The 18,809-nt window shown below is 40.1% G+C and carries 17 protein-coding genes and 1 riboswitch; of the genes, 8 read left to right on the top strand and 9 right to left on the bottom strand.

The features are described 5' to 3' along the window. Positions 1 to 78 precede the first annotated feature (78 nt). On the top strand, positions 79 to 804 hold the full coding sequence (locus JSQ81_RS08400; protein WP_212607178.1) for a tryptophan-rich sensory protein: 726 nt from the start codon (positions 79 to 81) through the stop codon (positions 802 to 804). Positions 805 to 842: 38 nt separating this feature from the next. Here JSQ81_RS08400 and thiT read toward each other — a convergent pair whose 3' ends face one another. After that, a complete protein-coding gene (thiT, locus tag JSQ81_RS08405; RefSeq protein ID WP_249336678.1) occupies positions 843 to 1,403 on the bottom strand; it encodes an energy-coupled thiamine transporter ThiT in 561 nt (186 codons plus the stop codon). Positions 1,404 to 1,521: 118 nt separating this feature from the next. Next, a riboswitch (TPP riboswitch) is annotated at positions 1,522 to 1,623 on the bottom strand. 81 nt (positions 1,624 to 1,704) lie between these two features. On the opposite strand from thiT, the gene JSQ81_RS08410 reads away from it, so the two are divergent. After that, positions 1,705 to 2,052, top strand: a complete 348-nt coding sequence (locus tag JSQ81_RS08410; RefSeq protein WP_212607179.1) for a magnetosome magnetite crystal formation protein family — start codon at positions 1,705 to 1,707, stop codon at positions 2,050 to 2,052. Positions 2,053 to 2,168: 116 nt separating this feature from the next. Then, the gene (gene map, locus JSQ81_RS08415; RefSeq protein ID WP_212607180.1) at positions 2,169 to 2,915 is read left to right on the top strand and encodes a type I methionyl aminopeptidase; all 747 of its coding nucleotides are present in this window, start codon (positions 2,169 to 2,171) and stop codon (positions 2,913 to 2,915) included. Between the two features lie 233 nt (positions 2,916 to 3,148). On the opposite strand, the gene JSQ81_RS08420 is transcribed toward map, so the two are convergent. The 4 genes from JSQ81_RS08420 to JSQ81_RS08435 form a co-directional block, all read right to left on the bottom strand. After that, the gene (locus JSQ81_RS08420; RefSeq protein WP_212607181.1) at positions 3,149 to 4,294 is read right to left on the bottom strand and encodes a DEAD/DEAH box helicase; all 1,146 of its coding nucleotides are present in this window, start codon (positions 4,292 to 4,294) and stop codon (positions 3,149 to 3,151) included. A 106-nt stretch (positions 4,295 to 4,400) separates the two neighbouring features. Next, positions 4,401 to 5,096: a cysteate racemase gene (locus JSQ81_RS08425; protein ID WP_212607182.1), complete on the bottom strand. Its 696-nt coding sequence runs from the start codon at positions 5,094 to 5,096 to the stop codon at positions 4,401 to 4,403. A 38-nt stretch (positions 5,097 to 5,134) separates the two neighbouring features. Then, positions 5,135 to 6,178 carry a lipid II:glycine glycyltransferase FemX gene (locus JSQ81_RS08430; protein WP_212607183.1) on the bottom strand — a complete coding sequence of 348 codons (1,044 nt, stop codon included), beginning with the start codon at positions 6,176 to 6,178 and terminating at the stop codon, positions 5,135 to 5,137. A gap of 50 nt (positions 6,179 to 6,228) precedes the next feature. After that, positions 6,229 to 7,449, bottom strand: coding sequence for a carboxylate--amine ligase (locus JSQ81_RS08435; protein ID WP_212607184.1), 1,221 nt, complete (start codon positions 7,447 to 7,449; stop codon positions 6,229 to 6,231). Positions 7,450 to 7,686: 237 nt separating this feature from the next. Here JSQ81_RS08435 and JSQ81_RS08440 point away from each other — a divergent pair, with 237 nt between their 5' ends. Beyond that, positions 7,687 to 8,754 (top strand): SDR family oxidoreductase, encoded by a 1,068-nt coding sequence (locus JSQ81_RS08440; protein WP_212607185.1) that lies wholly within the window; start codon positions 7,687 to 7,689, stop codon positions 8,752 to 8,754. A gap of 87 nt (positions 8,755 to 8,841) precedes the next feature. After that, positions 8,842 to 9,018, top strand: coding sequence for a hypothetical protein (locus JSQ81_RS08445; protein ID WP_212607186.1), 177 nt, complete (start codon positions 8,842 to 8,844; stop codon positions 9,016 to 9,018). Between the two features lie 320 nt (positions 9,019 to 9,338). Here the strand turns inward: JSQ81_RS08445 and JSQ81_RS08450 are convergent, their stop codons facing one another. Beyond that, positions 9,339 to 10,199, bottom strand: coding sequence for a YitT family protein (locus JSQ81_RS08450; protein ID WP_212607187.1), 861 nt, complete (start codon positions 10,197 to 10,199; stop codon positions 9,339 to 9,341). A 152-nt stretch (positions 10,200 to 10,351) separates the two neighbouring features. Beyond that, positions 10,352 to 11,026: a hypothetical protein gene (locus JSQ81_RS08455; RefSeq protein ID WP_212607188.1), complete on the bottom strand. Its 675-nt coding sequence runs from the start codon at positions 11,024 to 11,026 to the stop codon at positions 10,352 to 10,354. 124 nt (positions 11,027 to 11,150) lie between these two features. On the opposite strand from JSQ81_RS08455, the gene JSQ81_RS08460 reads away from it, so the two are divergent. From JSQ81_RS08460 to JSQ81_RS08470, 3 genes are all read left to right on the top strand, one after another. Then, positions 11,151 to 12,074 carry a S66 peptidase family protein gene (locus JSQ81_RS08460; protein ID WP_212607189.1) on the top strand — a complete coding sequence of 308 codons (924 nt, stop codon included), beginning with the start codon at positions 11,151 to 11,153 and terminating at the stop codon, positions 12,072 to 12,074. A 65-nt stretch (positions 12,075 to 12,139) separates the two neighbouring features. Then, a complete protein-coding gene (locus JSQ81_RS08465; protein ID WP_212607190.1) occupies positions 12,140 to 12,478 on the top strand; it encodes a hypothetical protein in 339 nt (112 codons plus the stop codon). Between the two features lie 536 nt (positions 12,479 to 13,014). Beyond that, positions 13,015 to 13,599, top strand: a complete 585-nt coding sequence (locus tag JSQ81_RS08470) for a zinc metalloprotease (protein WP_212607191.1) — start codon at positions 13,015 to 13,017, stop codon at positions 13,597 to 13,599. An 863-nt stretch (positions 13,600 to 14,462) separates the two neighbouring features. On the opposite strand, the gene JSQ81_RS08475 is transcribed toward JSQ81_RS08470, so the two are convergent. Together JSQ81_RS08475 and JSQ81_RS08480 are read right to left on the bottom strand one after the other, a co-directional pair. Then, positions 14,463 to 15,131, bottom strand: coding sequence for a hypothetical protein (locus JSQ81_RS08475; RefSeq protein ID WP_212607192.1), 669 nt, complete (start codon positions 15,129 to 15,131; stop codon positions 14,463 to 14,465). A 4-nt stretch (positions 15,132 to 15,135) separates the two neighbouring features. Beyond that, complete coding sequence (locus tag JSQ81_RS08480; RefSeq protein WP_212607193.1) at positions 15,136 to 18,795, bottom strand: multicopper oxidase domain-containing protein; 3,660 nt, start codon at positions 18,793 to 18,795, stop codon at positions 15,136 to 15,138. Positions 18,796 to 18,809: the final 14 nt, after the last annotated feature.

An 18,809-nucleotide genomic window follows, 5' to 3' on the forward strand; every position in this document is an offset into this window, starting at 1 on the left:
TTTGTGACAGAAGTTTCATAATTTTATTCGCAGGGGGATGCTTTCAACTGTATACTGATTTATTAGGAGGATTTTAACATGTCGCGAATAATTATTATGGTGCTATCACTTTTTTTCACGATTACTGTCTATGCCACTTCAATTTTCATTCCTTTTAATGATTTAACGGCAGCAGAAATCATGAATCGATTACCCATTCTTTTTACACCCGCTAGCTATGTCTTAGCTATTTGGGTATTCATCTATATACTGCTCGGTGGTTGGATTTATAACTTTTGGCGTACCCAAGACAATTATAGTAAGTCAGTCTTAAACATTAGAACCATTTTATTCACTTTCATCTCATTATTGAATAGTATTATGATTTATTCTTGGCATTATGAATTCTTCAACTTGGAATTTGTAGTTATGCTGACTTTGCTTCTGTTGACTGCAGCCCTTTATTTTACGTACCCCAAAAGAGTGAATCGTTTTTGGGATAGAGTTCCGATTTCATTGTTATTTGGCTGTAGTTTCATCTCTTTAATCGAACTGACCAATTACTTGCTTACCTTCCATGAATGGAGTGGATGGGGGCTTAGCAATTCACTATGGGCCGTTATCTATTTGACAGTTTCAACCGCAATTGCGCTTCACTTTATGTATCATTACCGTGATCTTGCCTTTAACGCGGTATTCATGTGGGTATTTATCGGCATTGCGGTGAAAAATGGATTTGATGAGCTTTTTGTTTCTACGGCAGCCCTTTTCCTGACAGTTGTTATTGGCGCCAGCTTTTATTTACTAAAACCATCAGAAGAATAAAAATAACCTTTCCTCCGATTTGGAAGAAAGGTTATTTTTTATGTGCGTTTTAATAATCTTGGTGCTGTCGTAAATAACAGTACCGCTACAATTGCACATAAGATCATGGATGGAATCATATAGCTTCCGTTGTATACGAGTGAATAAAGCCAAACAGGTTGGCCTTCAGGTGCATACTCCCCAAAAAAGACAATTCCGCCAATAAAATGAATCAGATAGCGAAGAATCCCGCCGATGATTGTTCCCGTAATGATAGCTGCAGCCATACCGCCCTTGTTCTTTTTCACGATGTTTCTTACTAACCAAATACCTGTTATTGCGGCTACCCCGACTAACGTGTATGCCAATGTATAATCAAGAAGCGCTTGTGCCCAATGAAACACTTTACCGCCTGTGATTAATTGCAATAATCCGCTTATAAATCCAGTTAACATTCCGCCAGCCAGGCCCCATCTAAATGCCATTACAATTATCGGCAGCATAGAAAGCGTAATGGATCCGCCTTGTGGCATTTCAAAGACCGTCAACTTATCAAATACGAATGATAGCGCACCTAAAATAGAGATTTCCAATAATAATTGTAGTCTACCTCTGTCCAAAATAATCTTCTCCCTACTATGTTGTCGCAGGGACGCCGGATTGAAATTAAAAAAGACATCCCGGATAGAACGGGACATCTTTATCATGAGAGAAGTAACAGGGACTTCTTCCAATAAGGTCTGTTTCCATCCACATCCCTACGCAAGAATAATCTTACAGGTTCGAAGGGTCAAAACGAATTGTTTTATCTCAGCCGAAAAGGCTCCCCTTGTGGTTTAACTTATTAAGTTTTCCTTATCTATTGTATAATAGAACCTATTTTATAGCAAGCTGACCTTATACGGTCAAGGAGGGGTTCGGATGACAAATCAAAAACTACTAAGTTCCTTATGCTATTTTAGCATATTCTTTTTTCCTTTATTGCTGCCGTTTGTCATCTATTTGGTTACGGATGAACAAGAAGTGAAAAATCATGCAAGACGAGCGTTCATCTCGCATCTGATTCCTGTTATCCTTTTAATCGCGGGTATTATCATCTTTTCTCTTTCTATGTTTTCTTTTGAGAACAGAATGACTAGCATTCTAAGCGGAGGCTTTGATTTTTGGAGTTTCGCGCCGTTTATTTTCACGCTAATTTATTCTGCTTTATTTTTAGCCGTCATTGTATGGAATGTTTTTCATGGTGTCAAACTGTTAAAAAATGATTAGTCGTCTTACCCATACTTCCTGCATACATTGTTAATGTGTGCAGGCTTTTTTCTATCGTTTTTTGTGCTATAGTGTAGGATGGAAATAAACGTAGGCAAGAAAGGATTGTACAATACATGATTGCTAAAACAGAACAGGATTTTACAGGCTTGAAAAAAATCGGTCGAATCGTTGCTGAAATTAGAGACACGATGAAAGAAGCGACTGTTCCCGGTATGACGACGAAAGAATTAGACGAAATCGGCGGACGTCTCTTTAAAGAAAAAGGTGCTGTTTCCGCTCCGATCGCTGAATATGATTTTCCTGGATATACTTGCATTAGTGTCGATAATGAAGTCGCGCACGGCATTCCAGGATCTCGTGTTATTAAAGATGGAGATATTGTAAACATAGACGTTTCAGGATCGGCGGATGGATACTTTGCAGATACAGGCATTTCATTTGTCGTGGGAACACCTGATGAAAGAAAACAAAAGTTATGCGATGTAGCAAAAGAAGCTTTCGACCGTGCAATGTTGCGCGTAAAAGCGGGTTCTAGTTTAAGCGGCATCGGAAAAGCTGTCGAAAGTGAAGCAAAACGAAACGACTTATCGGTTATTCGTAATTTAACAGGCCACGGTATCGGAAAATCATTGCACGAAGAACCTCAACATATTCTCAATTATTACGATCCTTGGGATAAAACATTGTTAAAAGAAGGAATGGTTTTAGCTGTTGAACCTTTTATCTCGGAAAAAGCGGAAAACATCATTGAGTTAGGTGATGGTTGGACATTTGTAACGCCTGACAACTCACTTGTTGCACAAATCGAACACACGATTATTGTGACAAAAGATAAACCGATTATTTTGACAGAAATTTAATTACGAACAAAAGCGCAAGGCGCCCGTCTAGCCCCGACAGGCATAAGCAATCCAGCGACGTGGCGTCCTTTGCCTAAGAAGAATGCAGTTCAATTCTTCCTAGCTGGATTGCTTATGACCCGAGGGGCTGGCGCCTGGAGCTAGACGTGAAATCCCTGAGTTTCATAATTTCCTAAGCAAGTATAAAAAGTTGTCGATAAATCCTGCACAGAGGATTTCATCGACAACTTTTTTTATTTCCTTCTATTTGCTGGTCTTCTAGGAATTGAAGAGATTTCCTGCAGTCTTCCATTGCGCCAGATCTTTTCTACTGGGCGAATTCCTCTTGTTAATTTGCGGTAGTCTCGCTCTTCGGCAGGGGTTAATAATGAAAGCACTTCCCCGTCCGCGCCCGCGCGTCCAGTTCTTCCTGAACGGTGCACGTACTGCTCAACCGTATGCGGCGTGTCGACGTGAATAACATGTGTTAGTCCTTCAATATCCAATCCGCGCGCAGCAAGGTCCGTAGCGATTAAAATGGAAGCGTCGCCTTTCCGAAAACTTTCAAGCGCGGTTTGACGATCATTTGAACGCATATTGGAATGAAGAACGACAATTGGCGCTTTATTGTAATTTAACTTCATATCCTTCACTCGGGCTTGGTCAATGTGATTTACGAAAGCAAGAGCTTGCATGCCTTTCACGTGTGAAAGGCCTCGCAGAATATCCGTCTTATCGCGCAAGGATGTTTTAATGTATGAATGCGTAATTGTGCCCGTTTTCGGCATATGTTCCGCTTCAAGATGGATACGAAGGGGTTCGTTCATAAACTCGCTTGCAACCCGTTCGATTTCATCTGTAATCGTAGCGGATACAACAACCACTTGACGGTCGGGGTTTGCGCCATTAATCATGTTTTTAATGATGACGCGATGTTCACGTGATAATAGTAAATCGCCTTCATCCAGAACGATATGCTGAACTTCAAATATTTTTAGCCTTTTTGATTTAATCAGCTCAGCAAGCCTTCCCGGTGTGCCGACTACAATTGTCGGTTTCTTTTTTAATCGGTCAATTTGACGTTTAGTATTCGCCCCGCCGATTAAAGGTGCGACAGTAATGTTTGTCCCGACAATCCATTCCCGAATGACATCAGTGATTTGAATCGCCAACTCTTGTGAAGGCGCGACAATCAAACCTTGAGTTTGTTGTTTGCTGCCATCCACTAAATGTAAAAGAGGTATCGTGTAGGCAAGCGTTTTTCCAGTGCCTGTTGGAGATTGGGCAACGATATCTTTGCCAGCAAGTATTTCAGGAATCATTTTTTTCTGAATCGGCATTTCATTTTTAAACTTCCATTTTTCTTTAAATATATCGTCCATTTTTTCCACGAAAGACATCTTTATCCCTACTTTCAGTCTGTTCTTTAAAGTGTATCATAGCCGTTTTATTATTCATTAAAAAAACATTCAGAAGTTGCCTTCGCATACTTCTGAATGCTTCTTTTTACTTCAAACGATATCCGCAAGCCGTTATTGCTGCTTCGGCAAGAACGAGAAGCGAATCGATGCATCCTTCAAGCTTTAATTCTTTACGCACGATTGACAGTTCCGTGCAGCCAAGAATAAGAACATCGCAACCCGCATCCTTCATCGATCGGCTGATTGCATTCCATTTATCTGGATCGGCAGGTTCTCCAGCTTTAACATCGTCATAAATGAGCGACATGACAAGTGATTGGATATGGGAATCTGGCAATACAGGTGTCATCCCATACTTTTCACACGCATCCTGATAAACGCCTGAAGAAATTGTCCCTGTAGTCGCAAGAATCCCTACACGCTCCGCATTAAGCTGTTTTGCACGTGCTGCCGTTTCATCAATCATATTGATAATGGGCAAATCCGATTCCTTTTGAATTTGATCGTAAAAGGAATGCGCAGTATTACACGGCATGATTAATACTTCAGCTTCAGCTACGCGAAGTCGATTCGCATCAGAAATAATATACGGCACAGGATCATCCGTGCTTTCCCCTAAAATGAATGCGGTTCGGTCCGGAATCGTTGTATTATTGGTGATAACCATATTTATATGTTCTTGATCTGTATCAGCATCTGTAAGTCGAACAAGCATTTCGCCAATATACATCGTCGCCAATGGCCCGACGCCGCCGATAATGCCTAAAGTTTTCTTTTTCATATCACTTCAAAACCTTTACTTTATGATTTCACCAACAATTATCTGCGACTAATTTTCTTCCGCAAGTTTTGGATTTTAGGAACGACAGACTCCAACACATTGTACATAAACGGTTTATAAACTTTGTTTATCTCACCAATGTACTGGGCAGGTTCATCTTTATCGCAAAAACTCTTTTTAAACATATATAAACCATCATTGTTCGACAGCTCGAAAACACCGCCAAAGTCGTATTGCTCGGCGCCTGTTTCAATTCCCCATTTAATCATCTCGTAATTCATGAGATGATTCGGGTTCAAGTTACGTTTTATATTCGTACTTCCTGCATACAAGAAATATAATTTCCCGTAATAATTAATTGTCAAACCAGCTGCTAATATATCATCTTCATGCGTCGCGATATAGATTCTGCAATTTTCTCCAAAAGAATCACGGATTTGCTTAAAGTATTCGACTGATCGAGTTGAAATTTTGTTCCGTGCGGCCATTGTCATATACGCATTATGAAGGATTTCAATATCTTCATCGCTTCTTGAATAACGGACTTCTACGCCCCTTCTAGCCGAACCGCGAATCGAACTTCTACATCTTTTCGAAAACTTCATCATGATAGACTCTTCATCATGGTCTTCCAAATAGAGAATCATATTTAATCTCGGTTGTATTAATTTGTCTTGATCATCATCTTTTGAAATTAAACTGAAACCGTTATTTTTATATAAATTGTACAATTCGTCCGAATACGACACCTCTGGATCGAACTTCAACATAATTGCTTTATTTTTCTTAGCCACTACATCTGCTTCTTTAAGTAGCTCTTCCACGAGTTCAATATCTGAAACATCGCAAACCGGTCCCCTCGGTGCATAAAGAACTGAAAATCCACCAGGTAATCGCTTGATCAATATTGAAAGCGCGGCAACAATTTCACCGTTTTTTTCTAAATAAACATGTTCGTTGCCCCAATCGTCCTTAACCTCAGACCATAAACGATCTTGAGTCACGGAACGAAATTTTGAGTTTCGAACAAAATGATCATATCTTTTCACGTCTTGCTTATTTGATTTATCAAGCAAAGCCATTTCGTTAAACCCTCCATTTTCTCAGATTAACCATAATCCGAGACATTACCTTACTCTTTTAACTTAAAATATTTTTCAAATCGACCATAATAATCTTTATAAAACGAATTTAATTTGAAACGGCGAATAAGCCCTAAATCTTTCGGATAATAAAGCGTGCTTGAAGATTCACCTTTATCGAATCGATCGATAACTTGTTTTTTCAAATCCTCATCCATCGTATATTCGATCAAAAGATCCTTTGGAACTGTATGCCAAAGATGATTATTTGTTCCGTATTCAGTTGGTGCAGGACGGTCATAAACACGGTCCTCTACAAGGTATTTCGCCATATTATAGCCATTTGCCGTAACGAAGTAGCTACTGCGGCCTTGACGGATATTCAATTCGAATATTTTATATTTGCCATCGCGTCGGTCGTATTTCAAATCGATATTCGCGTAGCCTCTAAATCCGATTTTCTCAAGGAAGTTTTTATATTTCGCATAAATTTCTTGATTTTCCTCGCCGATAATTCCGACGTAGTTGCCGATTAGAATCGGGGTATAATCTTCAAGTATAACGCGGCCTAAACACATCATCCGCACTTTTCCATGTTGGTCGACATAAGCATTTAACACACGCATTACCGTATCGTTGCCAGGTATATAGTCTTGAACGATCAACGAGTCTTCGTATGTCGATGAATAAATGTCGTTAATTGTCTTCGTGAAACTTGCCTTATCATGAAGAACATAAGCCTTTTTCTTTCCTTCAAACTGCGCATTGAAATAAGTCATGCTATCCGACGGCTTAACGACGATCGGAAAATCGAATGGGAGCTCCATTTCTGGATCCATGCCCTTTTGGAAAATTAGCGTGTCCGGATAATCGAGACCATACTCCTCGCACATCTCATAAAAACGTTCTTTATAAACAACCTGATCCATCAGCTCCTCGCTGATGAACGGCAGGATATAATGCGGTTCAAGCTCTGCCTTATGACGAATCGCGAGTTCAGCGTAGTTTTCGTTACTCGCAATAACAAGCAGCTTGTCAGCACGGTTTTTTAGCTCTTTATGTAAATCAAGCATGCTTTGAATGAAATACGTAGGTTCGTCCAATTTTTCATAAATCTTTTTTTCAACAATTTTACTATGCATCGTCGGCAATATATGCCCTTTTGTTACAACGACGCTCTTTATTCCGTATTGTTCGTGGAACGCTCTTGCCATTCCATAAGCATTATCATCTGATCCCAGTATCACTGGTAGAAAATCTTCTTTTTTCATTAGTAATTCCTCATTTCTTAACAAGTGTCTTTCCTTCAGGCACCCCATAAAATGAAATTTATATAGCCGTTCATTACGCTAAAATAAGAATACACACATCCTTAAATCTACGTCAAAAAAGGGACACTGTCAATTTTACGAGGTGTTTCTTATCTTTTCATTAAGATATATGCGATAATCTAAAATAGAAATTAGAGAAGGATTTATTTTTCAATCCAATTGATGGAGGCGTACGGTTTGACGATTTTTTTAACAGGTACTACAGGGTTTTTAGGCGGAAAACTGCTGACTAATCTTTTACAATCGACAACTCATAATTTATATGTGCTTGTCAGGAATATAGAGAAAGCTGAAAGGCTTGTTTCAACACTTCCGGGTGACGCGACAAATCGCATTACACTGCTCCGCGGGGATATAACAAAACCAAACTGCGGACTGAATGAAGATGAAATCAACGAGCTGACGAATGAAGTTTCGATTTTTTATCACCTCGCTGCTCTTGTAAAATTCGACCAAGAACTACGCGACGAAATATTTTCAATTAATTACGATGGTACGAAGCAGGCACTTGAACTTGCCAAACGCTTACATGTATCTAAATTCTTTTATATCAGTACAGCATATACCGTCGGAAAGCATGCCCATGGAATTGAGGAACTTTACCCGATTGATGTAGCGGGCCATAATCCATACGAAGATAGCAAAGTGCAATCTGAACATCTGGCCTTCGCTTATTCTAATGACTTTGATGTATCTATTTTCCGACCATCAATTATTGTAGGCGACTCCATTACAGGCGAGGCTGATTCAGAATTCACCTTATATGGATTTATGCGCGCGCTTGATGTATTTAAACGACGGATTTCAAGATCATCTGAAGAGCCGGACAGAGTCTATCGTGTCCTTGGCAGTAAACATGCAACTTCGAATTTTGTGCCGGTCAATTATGTTGCAGATATTTTAGCGTTAGCTGAAAGTAAGGCAAAACCAAATACAATTTATAATATAACGAATCCTGATCCAGCGACGAATTTCGATATTTTAACGTTGATCAAAAATGCGCTTGATTTCGATAAACTGGAAATCATCGAGAACGCTGAAAACGCAAACCTCACAGCCGAGGAAGTTCGGTTAAATGAAATGATTAGCGTATTTATCGATTATTTATCCCGTTCCTTTGATTTTAAAGATGACAATACGGTGGAATTAATCGCAGGGTCGGAAATCGAACACCTTCATATGCCAGAAGAAACGTTAACAATGATTATTAATGCTTATTTTGGAATTCAAGATAATAGCCAGTGACCATTCAGGATAAAACAACCAGTTTAATCTTGTCGGGATTGGGGAAAATAGAAAGAACAATCCTGAAAGTTGAATGGAGGCTTACAGATGGATTCATCAAATAATAAAAAGAACGAAAATGTTGAGATGGGCACTGATTGGGCTAAAAATGCCGAGGATGCAGCGAAAAGAGCTGAAGATCAAGTTTCCGAATTAAAAAAGGAAGCGCAACAACAGCTTAAGGGCAGTAAAAGTTCTTACAATAACCCGACTGATAAAAAATAAATGTAACTATCCAGCACTCGCCTTAAAAGTGAGTGCTGGATTTTTTTACGTTTTACTATCTATTCTGGCAGAGCTATTTTTGATAGGATCCTCAAAAATATGCCTTAATGATTCAGGGTTGTTTTTTGAACGAAGTGCGCGTTCAAAAACCTTTTCCGGCAGAGCTATTTTTGATAGGATCCTCAAAAATATGCCTGAGTGATTCAGGGTTGTTTTTTGAACGAAGTGCGCGTTCAAAAACCTTTTCCGGCAGAGCTATTTTAGGATCCTCAAAAATATGCCTGAGTGATTCAGGGTTGTTTTTTGAACGAAGTGCGCGTTCAAAAACCCTTATCAAATTGCGCTTTTGAAAAACCTCTACCAAGAATCTCGGATGCATTTACGAAAATGACGAACGAGTCTGGTTCAACTTCTTGTAGCAGCTTTTTAAAATAGATGGCTTCTGATTGTTCAACGACACATAAAATCATTGTCTTCTCTTCATTTGAATAACCGCCCAGCGTTTTCACTTTCGTTAAGCCGCGGTTAATTTCATTTTTAATAATGGATTGGATTTTTTCTTCTTTATCCGTAATGATAAGGATTAACTTTGTCGGCGATGTCTGCAATTGGACAAAATCGATTACTTTGCTTGTGACATAAATGGACATGAGCGCATACAAAGCCAACTCGAAGTTAAAGACAAACGCTGATGTGACGACAACTAATCCATCAACGAGAAGTTGTGAAAATCCGCTGGAAAGACCCGTAAATTTTTTCAACACTTGTGCGATTAACGCCGTGCCACCCGTTGAACCATTTCCGCGGTAAACAATACCAAGTCCGACGCCTAGCATGATCCCGCCGTAAATTGCGGCGAGTAAAGGATTATCTACCGAAAGATTCATGCCCTGGGTAACCCATATCGTAAACGGCACGAACAAAGTTCCAACGAGCGTTTTCACACTGAACTCCCTGCCTATAAATACAATGCCGACGATTAATAACGGAATATTGATAAGCCATTGCACGTAGGCCGGATTGAATTGAAATACTTCATAAAGAATCGTACTAATTCCTGAAACTCCCCCAGCTGCTAAACGTGCTGGCAAGAGGAATATATTAAACGCCAATCCGACTAACGCGGCACCGACAATAATTTGTATATATTCAAATGCTAATGATTTTTTAAAAGTACGCATGATAGTAAATCTCCTTTCATACCCAACCTCCCTATTCTAACAAAAAACTTGCGGTTCGTCTCGAGTATGAGCAAGTAAAAGTTGATCACGCCAAACAAAAAAACATTGTTGCGACATAACCAGCTGTCGCAACAATGTATTTACATGTAAACTTAAAAGTCTTCTTCACCTGTAGAGTAAATGACGTTCCAGCTATCCGAATTGAACAAATCAACGGCCTTCACACGTTCACCGTGTCCCAAAACCGCCTCATCATCCACTAGTGCGACGACCATTGATTTAATCCCATTATCCAAATTAAGATAAATGTCGCCTACTGATGGTCTTTTCGACGCCTCTTCAACAGCTTGCTCTTTTAATTCGCGGTCTGCCGCTGCTTGTTCCGGGGTCACAAGTGATTGGTCTAAGTAATCAATCTTTCGACTATCAGGCGCTATGCCGGGTTCTAACACTAAAAACTCTTTCGGCTTCACCGTGTTATAAAGCGTCGTATATACTTTATCGCCAACAAGTTCGCCGACTTTTTCAAATTCGTTTAACGTATAATGATCTAATTGGCCAGGATCCGGATGCGTAATTAAGATATATCCATCTACTTCCGCTTGCTTGTCTTTTCGAAGTGTGTAACGCGCGCCTTGGAATATAAGGGAGTCCAAATGTTGCGGACGGTGCAAAGTGAGTTCGTCAGCTCTGCAATTCACCTGTTCCATGTCTTTAATCCGAAATAATTTTATGGACAATCTTGATAAGGGACGAACAGAATAAACTTTATGCAATTCATTTTTATAATAGACAAATTGACCTTTTCGTACTTGTAATAAATTCATACATAAACCCTCCAATGCTTTTATTACCGTTGTCATCATAGTATAAGATAACCGTTAGAATGTCCAAGACGGCAAATTAATTTGCCTTAAAAATTTACCCATTAAAAATTGGGAGGATTGAAAATTGGTTATAAAACCGCCCCGCTTGCAAAAAGGGGATACTGTCGGAATCGTTACTTTAGGAAGTCCCTTGGCAGCAAATCGGATTAATGAAGGAATCTCGTATTTAAAAAGTATCGGCTACGAAGTCGTTGTCGGTGAACATGTTTATTCCGCGAGTGGATTCTTAGCTGCAACCCCGGAACAAATGGCGTCGGATTTGATGAACATGTTTGAAAATAAAAAAGTAAAATGGATCTTGCCTGCACGGGGCGGCGTTGGCGTTGAAGGAATTCTTCCTTATCTAGACTTTTCAATAATCGCCCAAAACCCGAAAATTGTTTCAGGATATAGCGACATAACAATTCTGCTGAACGTACTTTATGAGTATGCCCAGTTAATCACATTTCAAAGTCTTCTTTTGATCGATTTTAAAACAAATACGCCAAAATATAACTTCGATCAATTCTTCCATGCGACATCGACCGTAACATCTCCTTGGCAAATTACGAATCCACCTGGCGTGGCCTTGCGAAGTTTGGTTCCTGGTAATGTTTCTGGACCCATCGTCGGCGGAAATCTCACCTCTTTCGTAGGTACTTTAGGGACTTCATTTGAAATAAATACGGATGGAAAAATTATTGTTCTTGAAGAAACTCATGAACCCATTAACACCGTATATAGATATTTGAATCACCTTTTATTGGCGAAGAAATTCGATGATTGTTTAGGTATTATTATGGGTGAATGCACAAATTGCCAAGCGGCCTATGGAAAAACTTATACCGATTTGATCAATCAATTCTTGGTTCCGTTGGGTAAACCGCTGATGTCAAATCTTGCCACTGCGCACGGCAGATTTAAAGCGACGATACCAATCGGCGCGACGGTAAATATGAATACGTATAATCGAACAATGACTGTTATGGAACCGACTGTTAGTCCTTGAGTTCAACGTCCATTGATTCACCTTATTTATTCATATACTAGTAGTAAAATGAAATGAGGAAAATCATGGAGACGCATAAAAATCACATTCTCGAGACCAAACATTGTACATGTCCGCCGTGCAAACAAGTTGGTTGTCGAAAAGAGCTTTGCGATACGGAGTTTACAATTCGATTAGAAGGGCTTGAAAATAGTATTACCTACAGACTCTACAGGCTACTTTGGAATGAAGTTATTCTTAAGTTGGACAACGGAAATAAAATTCAAGGCACCCTAAACTTTGTCGGATTCAATTTTGTGGAGATTATTACCGGAGACCCCAGCGAAGATAGACCACATGAAAAAGGACAATCATCAATTATCTCGGTTAAGGATATAGATAGGGTTGAATTAGTTTGTTTTTGATGGAGAATGCTGAATAGATTTCTTTATATAACAAGTTAAACTGAGTATTTTCTATAAAAATGCTTCGGCGCTGGTGGATGCCTCCCGCGATAAGCCAGACAGAAGACCACTGTCTGGCTTATCGCTCCAGCTACCACTGGTAAGGCGCCTACGCTGGATTTACTTGGTAGATTTTTGACGTTTCTATAATTTGAGAGTGGATATTGTAGAAAACTAAATATCTTCCTATGAGGAAATGAAGTAAAAACCGTCTATTGTAGTAACGGGTTCTCTTCATAGGTGCAAACGAGCAAATAACATACAATTTCGCACTTCAAATAACATCATATTAGACCAGCAATTGGCACTGCAATTCAATTCGCAGTGCTTTTTTGTTTTATAAAACAACGAAAGTACGTTTTAACAAAATGATGAAAACCCTTCCGATTAATAATCGGACAAGATGCTCCACATTTAAAAATAACAGAAGGTTTTAACTTGCATGGTAATTTGTAAGTGTTGGCGGTATAATAGAATAACGGAATAGGTGATGATAAATGACTTTCTTATATTTTATAGTTGGGTACTGTGCTTTATATTTAGTGATTTGGTTACATGAAGTTGGACATGGGGTCGTATATGCAAAATATAAATGCAAAGACAATCCTTTTAAGGTTCATGTGCCATTCTATTTATTCTTCTCTACACCCCAGCCTGTTGATGAAAAAAAGGCACAAACTCTAAATGGTAAACAGTATTTTAATGTTGGAATAGCGGGAATAATAGTGAATCTGCTTATTGGTATCCCTATATCCTTCCTTTTACTAAACATCGAGTTTAATAACTCTATTTTAGTTTTCTTTTTTTATTCTTTTGCCTTATTTCATTTAGTGGAGGCTGCAAGTTACTTGACAATTAGCAATGTTTTTCTTGCAAGTGATATGATAACTGTACAAAACTACAAACCAAAATTAAGAATACCCTTATTTTTAATAGGAATATTCTTAGTTGTCCTAATCACTTTCATGCTAATCAAAAGTCCTGAAAGTTGGAAACTGGGATACATTATTTCAATAATAATCATGATTTCATGCATGGGATTAGGAAGAATCGTCTTTAGCCGAAGAACACGGACTGCGTAGGTAACTCGTGTTCTTATTGCACTAACGGGGCATTATATACAGATTAGTTCAATAGGAATGAAGAAAATGCTGAACATTAATTCAGCACTTTTTATCGTGTATAATATCATCCGAGCTATACGCTCGCTGAGCGTTCCCAGTCGTTATGCGGGTGTATCTTTTTTTGTTTATAAAGGCTTAAATAGTTATAGTTTTTTCGCAAAACAATGTGGTAAATATTAGCGACCTAACTGGTAAGGGGTTTGGTACGTCAATTGGCAACCTTGCATTAGCAATTGTAACCCACCCAATTGATATGCGGATTATGATAAACCAATTTATTGAAAAAACACCCAAAAACCCTAATACAACAATAAAAAAGGAGGGACCAAAACCATTGTGGTTTATAGTCCCTTTTCGTATGTTTTTTTAACGTTTTGCACCTTTCAAGAGAACCGTTACTATTGTAGATGGCTTTTTTGCTTACTGTTGTTGTTTCAAATTTGCATGCACTCATAAGATTTTGCTAACAAATCGGTACCTTCTACCCCAATAATAACTTCATTTGTATAGTGAATTAGTTGATTGTAGTGGAGGGCGGCGACTCCAGCCGAATCAGCGAAGTGCGAAAGAGAAGTTCACTCTTTCCTTAGCCCAGACCCTGCAGGAAGAGCCGTCACGAAGAACGGCTTTTGCGACCGAAAAGCGGAGCGTTTGGGAGCACGGTTTTAGCGACGAAGCGGCTGGGAAAGATTGAACTGTATCTTTCCGCACTTGTCCGCTCGCCCGAAGGAAAGCGTCCGCCCGCAACGAAAATCAACGAACATATAAAAACCGTGTACTTGAATAAGAACTGTTCAAGTCACGGTAAATTTCGGATTTTTTTACAAGTTAACAGCTATTAACGACACTTCCTCAATCGGTATGACATTCCTCTTTCCATCTACATCCACCGTGATTGATTCTTTATTTGCATCGGATATAACCCCTTCGATAATCATGTCTTCAAGCGTTACTTTAACTCGTTTATCTTCTAGTAAACGTAAATAGATATCCAAAGGGATTCCGAAAAACAGCTGGATCAATTTTGGTGAGGAAGCAACGGCTTCACCGAAATGAGCGGTTAATTTGCGTTGTAATGATGGTTTCAAACCGTCAATTTTCGACTCCGGATAGGGCTCTGCGTACTTTCCATATGGCTGTATCCCATCAATCTTGTCAAATGGAACTAGAGTTGTATGCCTATTTTCCCGTAGAACCAGAAAATCAGATCCAACTAAGGTGACGACCCCTATAACTTTTTCATCCTTATGGTTCGCGATTTCAACACGAAGTCCGGTCAATCCGTCAAAAACCTTTCGATAGGTTTCATTGGACGAACGGCTATCTGATAGCGCCAAATCAAGCAGCAGCTCATTTGTATCCCTTATTTGTTCTATCAACTTAGCCAATTCATCTGGGGGCAAACAATCCGCCGGGGAAGGAAGTTGCGGCGAAGGAAATCGTTCAGGACAACAATGTTCTTCTTCATGCAATTTATCTTCATTATCCATATCGTCACAACCCATCCAAATCTATTTTTAATGGTGGCAAATGTTCTTGTAACGCGTTATAAACTCTCATGATTCCCCACATGCCTTGCTCGATGTCCCATTGAATATTTCCAGAGCGGTACATATAATCTCCTGGATGGTTCCCGTAAGCACCGGCTCCGCCCAACAGTTCTAGATTTCGCACGGCGCCTGCAACGTTGAATCCAACGAATGATTCCGTTCGCGAATTGATATCCTTTGTATCGAAACGAAAGCGATGTCCATGAAGATTGAACGTGTGTGACCTACGTCGTTCTGACGGTGTGACTAATCGAATTGTTACTGGATCCCCTACATAACTTTCAAACAAAGGGGTTGCTGGATCCCCAAACACATGAGAACTAAATAAATCATGTAGCACTTTTTCTTTTTGATAGCGGTTAATTAACCGTTCACTTCGATAATTAAAACCGCGTGAGCCTTGGTCATACGTATCAAGTAAATCCTCATCAATCTCTGGCGGCGGCAACAAAATGCCGTCAACCGGATCGAAAATGACTTGGTTATTTTTATCGAGTAGTCTCACGCCGTCATGCATAATCATGACAAATTCTCGTATTTCCGGTAAAAAAGGATTGCGCAAAATAACATTCGCTCCGGTTCGAACCGGCTTCAACGTATATGGATCCAAATATTCGGTTCCCCTTGGTTCCGCGATAAAAGCCCCAAATGCACCGTGCGATTTATGGTTTCGTATATCTGCCATATCCCACATACCGCAGGCGCCTACTTGAGATACTACCCACCAACGATAGGTTCTTTTTTCACCAGGTCCAATCGTTTGGTCTCCGTTAAATCCAACAGTCTCCCCTGCCGAATTTTTCACATCATATTGAATTAGTTGGGGGTGCAGCGAAATTCGTAAGGACGGTGGATAAAACGCTTGCTCTTTCACTTCAGGATAAGGATGAATCCCATCTTTGAAGGGGAATTTATCGAATTCCAACAGACTCGTTAACGTTACTTCCACGGTATCGCCGACATTGGCCCGAATAATTAAAGGTTCTGGATTTTTCGTTCCTTTTACAATCGCGTCCATATCCTCTCGAAGCGCGAAAATAATTCCATGCGGATCATGATCACCGAAATCGTTATAAACTATCGGACATTGGAAAGCGACTATATCAAAATAGCGGACTGGCCCATTTTCCACGGGAATAAGCACGGGATTTTCTGCTTGCGGCGGCTTTTTCCCATTACATTCTGGCAGCGGCTTTGAACGCTTTGATGGTTTCGGTCTATCTGATAGAGGAATTAAATCCGGCACTTTTTCATCATAAGCGCGGATTAACCCCCAAAGCCCGTTCCATAAATCTTCTTCTGTCTCGAACGCCCATAAATAATCGCCGGAACGTGGAATATACGTTTCCATCGTGAACGATTCAGAAATTCCGATATGCTGTTGCTCTTCTTGATTTGAATCCAAACTTCCGCGTTCTTTCAGCCAACTTAATCCATGAACGTTAAAGCTATGAGATTCTTCTTGAGCACCTTGAAGAAGGCGAATGCGAATTGAATCTCCTTCGTAAGCTCTCAATATTGGCGTGATTGGGTCGCCGTGAGTATAGGAACTGAACGAATACGCTGGATCAGCATCAGGACCTAGTCGAAATTGCAAAGGTTCATTTTTATAATTCACACCAAATAAACCCGGGTCATCATCAGATCCTGGAAACTTCGGCGGTTGAAGGGGTTTGCCATTTTTATCGAACAACAAAGCGAAGTCTTGAACAAATAATGCAAAATCGCGATAATCAGGAATTAGTGGATTACTAGAAGTGATTTGCGTTCCATGAACGACTTCCTCTCCTGTCTTGCAATCTAAAAACTTGGTGAACCGTGGATGTACAACGCCCGTTCCGAATACGCCATGTTGCTGATGCGCGTTTGGATACATATGATCATGGAAAAACCATGCTTTCAACTCGACGTCAGCGTAATAGGAGTATTGCATCGTTTCGCCCGGTAAAATGGAAGAATCATAATTCCATCCGACATTCGCCCCATCATTAACCAATACATCAAATTTTACAAAGTGGATATGAAATCCTGTCTCGTATGTTCTTGTCACAAGTTGAAACGCATCCCCGTCAAGAATATGAGGCAATCTATTCGTGTAATTAATGTGGAAACAAGTATGAGCTGACGCATGAATTACGAGAGGTTCAGGTTCTTTCTCCCCTGAACAAACAGCTTCCAAGTCTTCATCTAAAACATAAACCCTTCCCTTTGGGTCATGCCAACCTTGCTTATTATAGGTAACTGGCAACTCGATTAGTGAAATGTTATACACCTTCACCGGTGCTTCTCCAATACATGGGTCTGTAAATACCGCACCCGGTCTTGGTTTTTCAATAGCAGCATTTTTCTCTAACTCAGTCAAACCCCTGCCGCCAACAATTCCAAGTGGCGGACGCGGCGCCTTGTATCCTACTTTTCCGGGAATGAAATTTGGAAATCCTGGCTTTAATTTTGTCGGTTTTGGCGGTGCTTTCCGGTCGGGTAATGGTTGCAATGATTTAATCGGAACGCCGTTAGGATAGCACTGGCTGCCATCTTGAAGTGTATTAAAAACCCGATTCATCCCCCACATTCCGGCCGCAAAATGTGGATATAGATGACAGTGAATAACTGCATCTCCAAAAGACCCTTGCAAACTACCCAATCCGTATAGCGGTTCAATCGTGTAATGCGACTGCGGGCTTGTCGCTTGCGCATCGAAAATTTCAGAAGAAAGGTCCTGCGTGTCGCTCAACCATTGATGAACATGATAATGAAAGACGTGCGTTTCTTTTACCCCGCCGTGGACAACTCTAATTTTTGCAGGGTCACCGATATATCCTCGTAGAATTGGCGTAGACGGATCCCCGTAAACCCATGAATCATGATGGACTTCTTCTCCCTCACAATTTGGACAAACAACACCTTCAGTAATTAACTGTTGGCGCCTATTCACAGGTTCATACCGGTAATTAGCCCCGTGAAATGATTCCTCTTCCTGGTTCGTTAAATGATTTATCGGACGATTCCCCGTTAAATCATCAACTTCCATTTCGTCATGAAAAACCCAAGCATATTCCCGAAAAGACGGCAAAATCGGGTGATGAATGTCAGCATATACACCGCTATTCATCGGCTTTCCCGTTTCGGGATCGGTCCACCAAGAAAAGCGTTTCTGAACAAACAACGCGCCGAACAGACCATTCGAATTAGAACCATTTTCACCACTTGACGGATTTGCTAAATCGGAAAAATAATACGTTCCTTCTTTAACGGCATGGATTCGATATAAATAAGAATCATCGGGAGAAACTGTACTTTCATCATTCAATCCAACGTTCACACCGTCAGCATTTCTCACATCATATTCAGCTTGTTGAAAATGGAGGCCCACGTGGAAGGATAATTGATTTTCAAGCAGAATCTCCACTGTATCTCCTTCATTTGCCCGAATAATTAGGGGTTGAACAAGGTCAACGGGAGAGAAAGGATTTTTCTCAACCATTTTCTTTACTTTCTGTTCATTTTCTTTTAATACGAAGATCATTCCATTTGGATTATGATCTCCGAACGAGTTCAAAACGATTCGAATTGGAATCGCTACCGCATGGTATCTTCTTATCATGGGATACCTCCTTT

Origin of the sequence: Sporosarcina sp. Marseille-Q4063 (assembly GCF_018309085.1) — a bacterium.
In the GTDB taxonomy this organism is placed as follows: Bacteria; Bacillota; Bacilli; order Bacillales_A; family Planococcaceae; genus Sporosarcina.

What these genes read in the sequence shown, in the direction of transcription:
- JSQ81_RS08410 (WP_212607179.1), top strand. Translation starts at nt 1,705, where the DNA reads ATGACAAATCAAAAACTACTAAGTTCCTTATGCTATTTTAGCATATTC.
- JSQ81_RS08425 (WP_212607182.1), bottom strand. Translation starts at nt 5,096, where the DNA reads ATGAAAAAGAAAACTTTAGGCATTATCGGCGGCGTCGGGCCATTGGCG.
- JSQ81_RS08470 (WP_212607191.1), top strand. Translation starts at nt 13,015, where the DNA reads ATGACTTTCTTATATTTTATAGTTGGGTACTGTGCTTTATATTTAGTG.
- JSQ81_RS08480 (WP_212607193.1), bottom strand. Translation starts at nt 18,795, where the DNA reads ATGATAAGAAGATACCATGCGGTAGCGATTCCAATTCGAATCGTTTTG.
- map (WP_212607180.1), top strand. Translation starts at nt 2,169, where the DNA reads ATGATTGCTAAAACAGAACAGGATTTTACAGGCTTGAAAAAAATCGGT.
- JSQ81_RS08420 (WP_212607181.1), bottom strand. Translation starts at nt 4,294, where the DNA reads ATGTCTTTCGTGGAAAAAATGGACGATATATTTAAAGAAAAATGGAAG.
- JSQ81_RS08450 (WP_212607187.1), bottom strand. Translation starts at nt 10,199, where the DNA reads ATGCGTACTTTTAAAAAATCATTAGCATTTGAATATATACAAATTATT.
- JSQ81_RS08465 (WP_212607190.1), top strand. Translation starts at nt 12,140, where the DNA reads ATGGAGACGCATAAAAATCACATTCTCGAGACCAAACATTGTACATGT.
- JSQ81_RS08435 (WP_212607184.1), bottom strand. Translation starts at nt 7,449, where the DNA reads ATGAAAAAAGAAGATTTTCTACCAGTGATACTGGGATCAGATGATAAT.
- JSQ81_RS08475 (WP_212607192.1), bottom strand. Translation starts at nt 15,131, where the DNA reads ATGGATAATGAAGATAAATTGCATGAAGAAGAACATTGTTGTCCTGAA.
- JSQ81_RS08455 (WP_212607188.1), bottom strand. Translation starts at nt 11,026, where the DNA reads ATGAATTTATTACAAGTACGAAAAGGTCAATTTGTCTATTATAAAAAT.
- JSQ81_RS08430 (WP_212607183.1), bottom strand. Translation starts at nt 6,178, where the DNA reads ATGGCTTTGCTTGATAAATCAAATAAGCAAGACGTGAAAAGATATGAT.
- JSQ81_RS08445 (WP_212607186.1), top strand. Translation starts at nt 8,842, where the DNA reads ATGGATTCATCAAATAATAAAAAGAACGAAAATGTTGAGATGGGCACT.
- JSQ81_RS08400 (WP_212607178.1), top strand. Translation starts at nt 79, where the DNA reads ATGTCGCGAATAATTATTATGGTGCTATCACTTTTTTTCACGATTACT.